This is a genomic window from Bacillus sp. UNCCL81, assembly GCF_900112535.1.
GTDB lineage: Bacteria > Bacillota > Bacilli > Bacillales > Bacillaceae_G > Gottfriedia > Gottfriedia luciferensis_B.
Genome location: NZ_FOMF01000014.1, coordinates 84887 through 91833 on the forward strand (window position 1 = coordinate 84887; position 6947 = coordinate 91833).

Here is a 6947-nt window from a genome sequence, read left to right on the forward strand (position 1 = left end):
TTTAAATTGTGGTATGTAATTGATCAGTTTTATGGAGAATACAAAAAAACAGCCTATACAAGCTGTTTGTCATGGTCCGAAATGACCGAACATTGCTAAATAAACGATGAAACCGATGAGTGCAAGTAATCCAATTATTACTGATGTAAAACTACCGAACATGATCGCTTTTCGTTTGAAAATGAACCATAATATGAGTCCCACTACGATTGGCACAAAAAAGGCGTACAAATAAACGAGAAAAATGCTCGATAACGAAATGATTCCAATGCCTAGTCCGATGAAAAATAATTTACTTGATGATTTTTGAGCGATTGTTTTCATAAAGTCTCCTTCTATTGATTGTATGTTCTTAATTGTCTCACAAATGGTTTTCAATTGAAAACAAAAATCCTCTTCATTTTCGTATATAGAATGTTTTGTTAAAGTATATCGCCTTTTGAGATAATCTTATTATTTCGTTCATTTTAATGAATATTTTTCACATTTTTTTTGTTACCTATTTTATTTTTTTTATTAGATTATGCTAAAATGGGAAAAGATGATTTTTGGATGTGATTCGTTACGTTCATGGGGAGAAAAGGACGTGTAAAAGTGAAAGGACAACAAGGCATACCTGTCTCAATTGACTTTGAGACTTTGATAAAAGATCCGCACGGGCGTGATAAAATCAGTTTTCAAGCTAATGGCCTATATTATAAAAAAGATGATGTTTCATATTTATTATTTGATGAAAATCACGAGGACCGAAAAGTAAAGGCTACTATGAAAATAGGTAAAGGGGAAGTAACAATTATTCGAAATGGTGGAGTTATGATGCGTCATCAATACAGAGTAAATGAAACCACTGAAGGTACTTTCTCAAATGAATTAGGAGTATTTCAAACTAAGGCATATACAAAAAAACTGCAATTTCTAGTATCTGAAGGACCTTTAAAAGGGGTACTTCAATTAGGATATAAGTTGTTTGTAGGAGATGAAAATGCTGGGTCATATAACATTACAGTATCAATTAAGGAGGCAACGATATGAATACATTAGAACAAGTGAAAAGTCGTTTGAAAAATGAAATCGAAGCTGCGGTATTAAAAGCAGGATTAGCAACGGAGGAACAATTACCACAAGTCGTATTAGAATCACCAAAAGATAAAGCCCACGGAGATTTTTCAACAAATATGGCAATGCAATTAGCACGTGTTGCTAAAAAGGCTCCTAGAATGATTGCAGAGGAGTTAATTAATTCTTTTGACCAAAGTAAAGCAAGCATTAAAAAAGTAGAAATTGCTGGACCAGGGTTCATTAATTTTTATATGGATAATAGTTATCTTACTGATTTAATTCCAACGATTATTAAATCGGGAAATGAATATGGCCAAACAAACTTTGGTAACGGTGAAAAGATTTTAGTTGAGTTTGTTTCAGCAAATCCGACTGGAGATTTACATTTAGGTCATGCTCGTGGGGCTGCATTTGGAGATTCATTATGCAATATTTTAGATAAAGCAGGTTATGAAGTAACTCGTGAATATTATATTAATGATGCTGGAAACCAAATTAATAATTTAACATTTTCGGTTGAAGCTCGTTATATGCAAGCACTTGGAATGGATAAAGAAATGCCAGCAGATGGCTATCATGGCTCAGACATTATTGAGATCGGTAAAACTTTAGCTGCTGAATTCGGTGACCGTTATGTGAATGAACCAGAAGAGGCTCGTTACAAGTTCTTCCGCGAGTACGGTTTAAAATTAGAAATGGAAAAACTACAACGAGATCTACGTAATTTCAGAGTAGATTTTGATGTATGGTATTCAGAAACTTCATTATATCAAAATGGCAAAGTTTTAGAGGCTCTTGATGATTTAAAACAACGTGGTGAAACATATGAAGAAGAAGGAGCGACTTGGTTCCGTTCTACAACATATGGTGACGACAAAAACCGTGTACTAATTAAAAGCGATGGTTCTTATACTTATTTAACTCCGGATATCGCTTACCACCGAGACAAGCTTAGTCGTGGTGCTGATAAATTAATTGATATTCTTGGGGCTGACCATCACGGATACATTCCTCGAATGAAAGCAGCAATTCAAGCTTTAGGATATAATGCTGATACGCTTGAAGTAGAAATTATCCAAATGGTTCAGTTATATCAAGATGGTGAAAAAGTTAAAATGAGTAAACGTACAGGTAAAGCTGTAACATTACGTGATTTAATGGAAGAAGTAGGTACTGATGCAACTCGTTACTTCTTTGCAATGCGCGGTTGTGACTCACATTTAGACTTTGATATGGACTTAGCTGTTTCTAAATCAAATGAAAACCCTGTGTATTATTCACAATACGCTCACGCTCGTGTTTGTAGTATTCTTCGTCAAGGAGAAGAAATGGGTATTGTTTACAATGGAGAAGCAGATTACAGCCTTGTTTCGTCTGAAAAAGAATATGAGTTATTAAAGAAATTAGGAGAATTCCCAGCAGCGGTTTCATTAGCTGCTTCAAAACGTACTCCTCATCATATTACAAACTATGTATTTGAATTAGCGGGTACATTCCACAGCTTCTATAATGCAGAAAAAGTTTTAGATGCTGAAAATGTTGAAAAGACAAAAGCTAGACTAGCTTTAATGAAGGCGGTGCAAGTTACTCTACAAAATGCATTAGCTTTAGTTGGAGTTTCTGCTCCAGAAAAAATGTAAATAGTAAATTAAAAGTACCATGCCCTAATTTAGGGTATGGTACTTTTTTTAAAACTTAATCAAATTTCTAAAGTATTATTTTGTATTTTTTTAGTAAGTTATTTTGCACAACTTTGTCGGTAAATAGGGAAAGAAAACAAGTTTCACCATTTTTTTATAAATTTTTTAAAATTTTTTTAAAATGAACCCCCTAAAAAATGAAATTCTCTGCGAATAGTTATAGTGAGAATAAATAAAGAAACTTTTACAAAGGGGAAAAAATTCATGAAAAAATTATTAGTACATACAACAGCAACAGCATTATTATTATCTCAGTTAGGATTCTCTAGTTCTGTACTTGCTGCAGAAAATGATACAGTTTCACCTACTGACCAAAAGGAAGAAGCACCTGCATTAGTTAAGGGCGATTTCTTCTATTTTGTAAAAACAACAGTAGAAAAAATTCAACTGTTACTAACAACAGACAAAGTGAAAGAAGCAGAACTTTTAGCACAATTTGCTCAAGAGCGCATTCATGAAGCAAGAGAACTAATTAAAGAAGGCAAAGAAGATTTAGCAAAAGAAACATTAAAAGAAGCTTTAAGTCAAATGGATACTGCTCAAGGTCAACTTGATGGTAAACTTCCAGCTGTTTCTGAGCCAACGACTTCAGAAACAACAACAGAAGGTACTGTTACTACGAACCCGGCAGTAGATTCAACTGAAGTAGAAAAAGAAGATACAGAAAAAGTTGAGACTGACAAACAAGATACTGACAAACAAGAAGTAGAAAAAGAAGACACAGAAAAAGTTGAGACAGACAAACAAGATACTGACAAACAAGAAGTAGAAAAAGAAGATCAAGAAAAAGCTGAGACAGACAAACAAGATTCAGATAAAGAAGATCAAGAAAAAGCTGAAACAGAAAAAGAACATGTTGAAAAACATGAAAAACAAAAATTAACAAAAGAGCAAAAAGAAATTGCAAAAATTCAACACCATTTAAATAACAATTTACTTGTTTTAGCAAATGTTTTAGATCAAGTTAAAAATCCAAAAGCAAAAGCTGCGATTGCTAAAAATATAGAAAAGAGCTTTAACAAAATTTCTGAAAGATTAGAGAAAGTCTTAAAGCATACAGAACAGGATTCAACTGCTCTAAAACCAGTTATTACAGTTCAATACCCTGATTCAACTACAGATCAGTCAACTACACCAGAAGTTATTACAACAGTGACTAAAATTGAAGACGTAAATGACACAGACGTGAAAAATGTTAATGAAGATGTTCAAGGTGAAAATGATGATAAAGATGATGCAGCAAAAGTTGCTACAAAACCTGTAACAGTAGAGCATAAGGAAGAACATCAACATAAGTCAAAAGAAGTAAAACCAGTTAAAGTAAAAAAGGTAAAAGTTGAAAAAGAAGAAAAACATGAAGAAAAACATGTAGTAAAACATGAAGTAAGACATGAAGTAAAACACGAAAATGGTACAAGCCATAGAAATCAAGGTGAACATGAAAATCGTGGAAACCATAAGGGAAATGAAAAGCAAGAGTGGAAAAAAAATGATAATTCAAATAACCAAGGTGAAAACCATGGAAATGGACATGGTAAACATTAATAAGTAATTATTTCCATTGACCTTTCAATAAAATCATATGAAACATTTCATAAGATGCGATATGCTTAAGTTTAACTGATTAAATTAAAATGGTGCCTCATACATTCATTTGATTATATAATGAGTGGAGGCGCCATTAAGTTTTAATGGCTAAGCAATCCTCTTTTGAAAGGAGATCGGGTCTTGTTACTTACAATTTTTCAGACGCTTTATAAAAGAAAAGAAAAAATTGAAGATATTGTATTAACAATACAACAGTCTTCATCAAAAGAACTAGATGATTTTATAGTTCAATATACTCCTTTTATTAACAAAACTGTTTCCACTATTTGTGGAAGATATATTACTAATCAAGAAGATGAATTTAGTATCGGTTTAAATGCATTTCATGAAGCCATTAAACTATATTCATATAAAAAAGGTGCTTCATTTCTATCTTTTGCTAAATTGATCATAAAACGAGAATTAATCGATTTCTTTAGGAAGGAATCTAAATACCAATCGTTGACCTCAGAACAAAACGGTTCAGATGATATACATAAACAATATGATGACCATGTGTATAGCTCTTATATAAAAAACTTTGATGAAGTAAACCGTAAAGAAGAAATTATTCATTTCAGTGAGATGCTAAAACAATTTGGAATTTCATTAGAAACTTTAGTAGAGGTTTCGCCTAAACATGAAGATACAAGGGAGCATATTTTTTCAGTTGTAGACCTTGTTACATCTGATGAAGAAATGTTAACTTTTCTATATAAAAAGAAAAAATTACCGATGAAAAAACTTGAAACTAAAGTTAATATAAGTCGAAAATCGCTAGAAAAACATAGAAAATATATAATTGCCATGAGTATCATTATCGTCAATGAGTATATTTATTTAAAAAACTATTTAAAAAGGGGGAACTGAAGATGAACAATGGTATTGTATTAAAAGTGAATCATTCTTCCGTGGTTGTACTAACAGCTAACGGAGAATACTTAAAATGTAAAAAATTATTGTCATCTTATTCGATCGGTGAAGAAATTCAGTTCCCCAACAATGCAATCATTTTAAATAAAAAAATGAAATTGAGCATCCCTAAATTGATACCTGTCGTAATTGCGAGTGGATTAATTCTTTTTTCTTTTATATTTGTAAATTTGAACAACAATGAAGCATTGGCAGCAGGAAAGGTTACAATTGATTCAGAAGCAAAGGTATCTTTAATATTGGACAAACAGTTAAAGGTTATTGCATTAAAAGGTCACAATAACCAAGGTAAACAATTGATCGATAAAATGGATAACTGGAAAAATGAGCCACTACATTTAGTTATGGATGATTTAGTTGATGAAATGGAGAAATCTAAAGTAATTGAACCAGATGAAACAATTAAATTAACTGGTGAGATGAGAAAAGAATTTGGAAATAAACAAAGTGAGCTAAATCATGAATTGAAGGATATTCAGGATAGTAATAATCATTTTAATATCCAAAACTCTAAGGAATTAAATCAACCAAAGGTTAAAACTCAAAATCAAAGTCTAAATCAAAATAAACAAGAAAAAAGTATAAATTCTAATTCAACAAAAGTGACAAAAGGTGAAACCAATTACAAGAATAATTCTAGTTTAAAGTCACCTATAATCGAAAAAGAAAAAAATACTAATAATAGTCATTCAAAAGAAGAAGTTAAGAATGTTAGACATCAAGATGAGCACTGGGGAAATAAGCAGCGTCAATGGAATCATAAAAATCAAGGCGAACACCATGAATCATCGAAGCAAAATCAAAAGAAACAACATAATAACTATGAAAACCAGCAAGACAAAAAAAAAAATGACTATAAAGATGACCACGAATTAAGAAGAAGTAATAATGATCAAGGAAGAAATGAAAATAAAGAAGGCTGCCATGACTGTAATAACCGTTATAAAAACGAGAAAAATAATGGCTGGCAAAATGGTAATGAAAAACACTCAGATTAATAATCTGAGTGTTTTCAGAGTGTTGAAAAATAAAATGGTCAATAGGGAAAACAGACATTAAATGAACATTTATTTAATGATGAAATTATCATTTTTTGGATGATCAATTAATAGTTTTAAATGTTAATATGTTTGAGTAATTTCATTGACTCCAATAATCACTAGTAATGATTTTTTTCAGAAGTTGAAAATATTATGACCTAATGTTTAGAAAAACAAATTCAGTTGATTAGTTTTTCTACATAACAGTTAGGTTACTCTAAGTAAAGGCTATTTGATTAGGGTTTATTTCAGACTTTTTTGGATGATTAAGTTGATTGGAGCGGATAGTGCTCGACTCCTATGGGATAAGCGGGAAGGCTGAGACCCCGCAGGCTTGCCGAGGAGGCTAAAGAATCTCGCCCCATGGAAAGCGAGCATCCTGTAGTGGAAATCAACATCACTCTACTCCTTTTACGAAAATTTGGTAATTTAACTGACAAGGTTGTTTTTTAACTAATCCCATGAAAGAATAAAGGCTTAGGAAATACCGCTCAAATGCTCATGAATAACCAGCCAAACACCATGGTCATTTTTTATAAATACATTGGTAGCTCTACCATGACCGGATACAAAGTTTCCTTTCAAATATCCTTCATATTGAAATTGATAAGTACATGTTGCAGAATTG

At 31.8% G+C, this 6947-nt stretch carries 6 protein-coding genes; 5 read left to right on the top strand and 1 reads right to left on the bottom strand.

Features of this window, described 5'->3' with window-relative positions; translation table 11 throughout:
* Positions 1-69 precede the first annotated feature (69 nt).
* Positions 70-324 carry a hypothetical protein gene (locus BM319_RS21830; RefSeq protein ID WP_069033707.1) on the bottom strand — a complete coding sequence of 85 codons (255 nt, stop codon included), beginning with the start codon at positions 322-324 and terminating at the stop codon, positions 70-72.
* Between the two features lie 270 nt (positions 325-594).
* On the opposite strand from BM319_RS21830, the gene BM319_RS21835 reads away from it, so the two are divergent.
* The 5 genes from BM319_RS21835 to BM319_RS21855 all read left to right on the top strand — a co-directional run bounded on the left by BM319_RS21835 (position 595) and on the right by BM319_RS21855 (position 6277).
* Positions 595-1032 (top strand): YwiB family protein, encoded by a 438-nt coding sequence (locus BM319_RS21835; protein ID WP_165346951.1) that lies wholly within the window; start codon positions 595-597, stop codon positions 1030-1032.
* Entirely contained in the window at positions 1029-2699 is a 1671-nt protein-coding gene (gene argS / locus BM319_RS21840; protein WP_069033709.1) for an arginine--tRNA ligase, read from the top strand. Before BM319_RS21835 ends, argS begins: the two co-directional genes overlap by 4 nt.
* Before the next feature lie 264 nt (positions 2700-2963).
* Positions 2964-4304 carry a DUF5667 domain-containing protein gene (locus BM319_RS21845; RefSeq protein WP_069033710.1) on the top strand — a complete coding sequence of 447 codons (1341 nt, stop codon included), beginning with the start codon at positions 2964-2966 and terminating at the stop codon, positions 4302-4304.
* 183 nt (positions 4305-4487) lie between these two features.
* On the top strand, positions 4488-5216 hold the full coding sequence (gene sigI / locus BM319_RS21850) for an RNA polymerase sigma-I factor (protein WP_286143876.1): 729 nt from the start codon (positions 4488-4490) through the stop codon (positions 5214-5216).
* Positions 5217-5218: 2 nt separating this feature from the next.
* Positions 5219-6277: an anti-sigma factor domain-containing protein gene (locus BM319_RS21855; protein ID WP_091024678.1), complete on the top strand. Its 1059-nt coding sequence runs from the start codon at positions 5219-5221 to the stop codon at positions 6275-6277.
* Positions 6278-6947 lie beyond the last annotated feature (670 nt).

Bases quoted from the DNA above. Each gene is read 5' to 3' on its own strand.
- BM319_RS21830 (WP_069033707.1), bottom strand. From the start codon at position 324: ATGAAAACAATCGCTCAAAAATCATCAAGTAAATTATTTTTCATCGGA.
- BM319_RS21845 (WP_069033710.1), top strand. From the start codon at position 2,964: ATGAAAAAATTATTAGTACATACAACAGCAACAGCATTATTATTATCT.
- argS (WP_069033709.1), top strand. From the start codon at position 1,029: ATGAATACATTAGAACAAGTGAAAAGTCGTTTGAAAAATGAAATCGAA.
- BM319_RS21855 (WP_091024678.1), top strand. From the start codon at position 5,219: ATGAACAATGGTATTGTATTAAAAGTGAATCATTCTTCCGTGGTTGTA.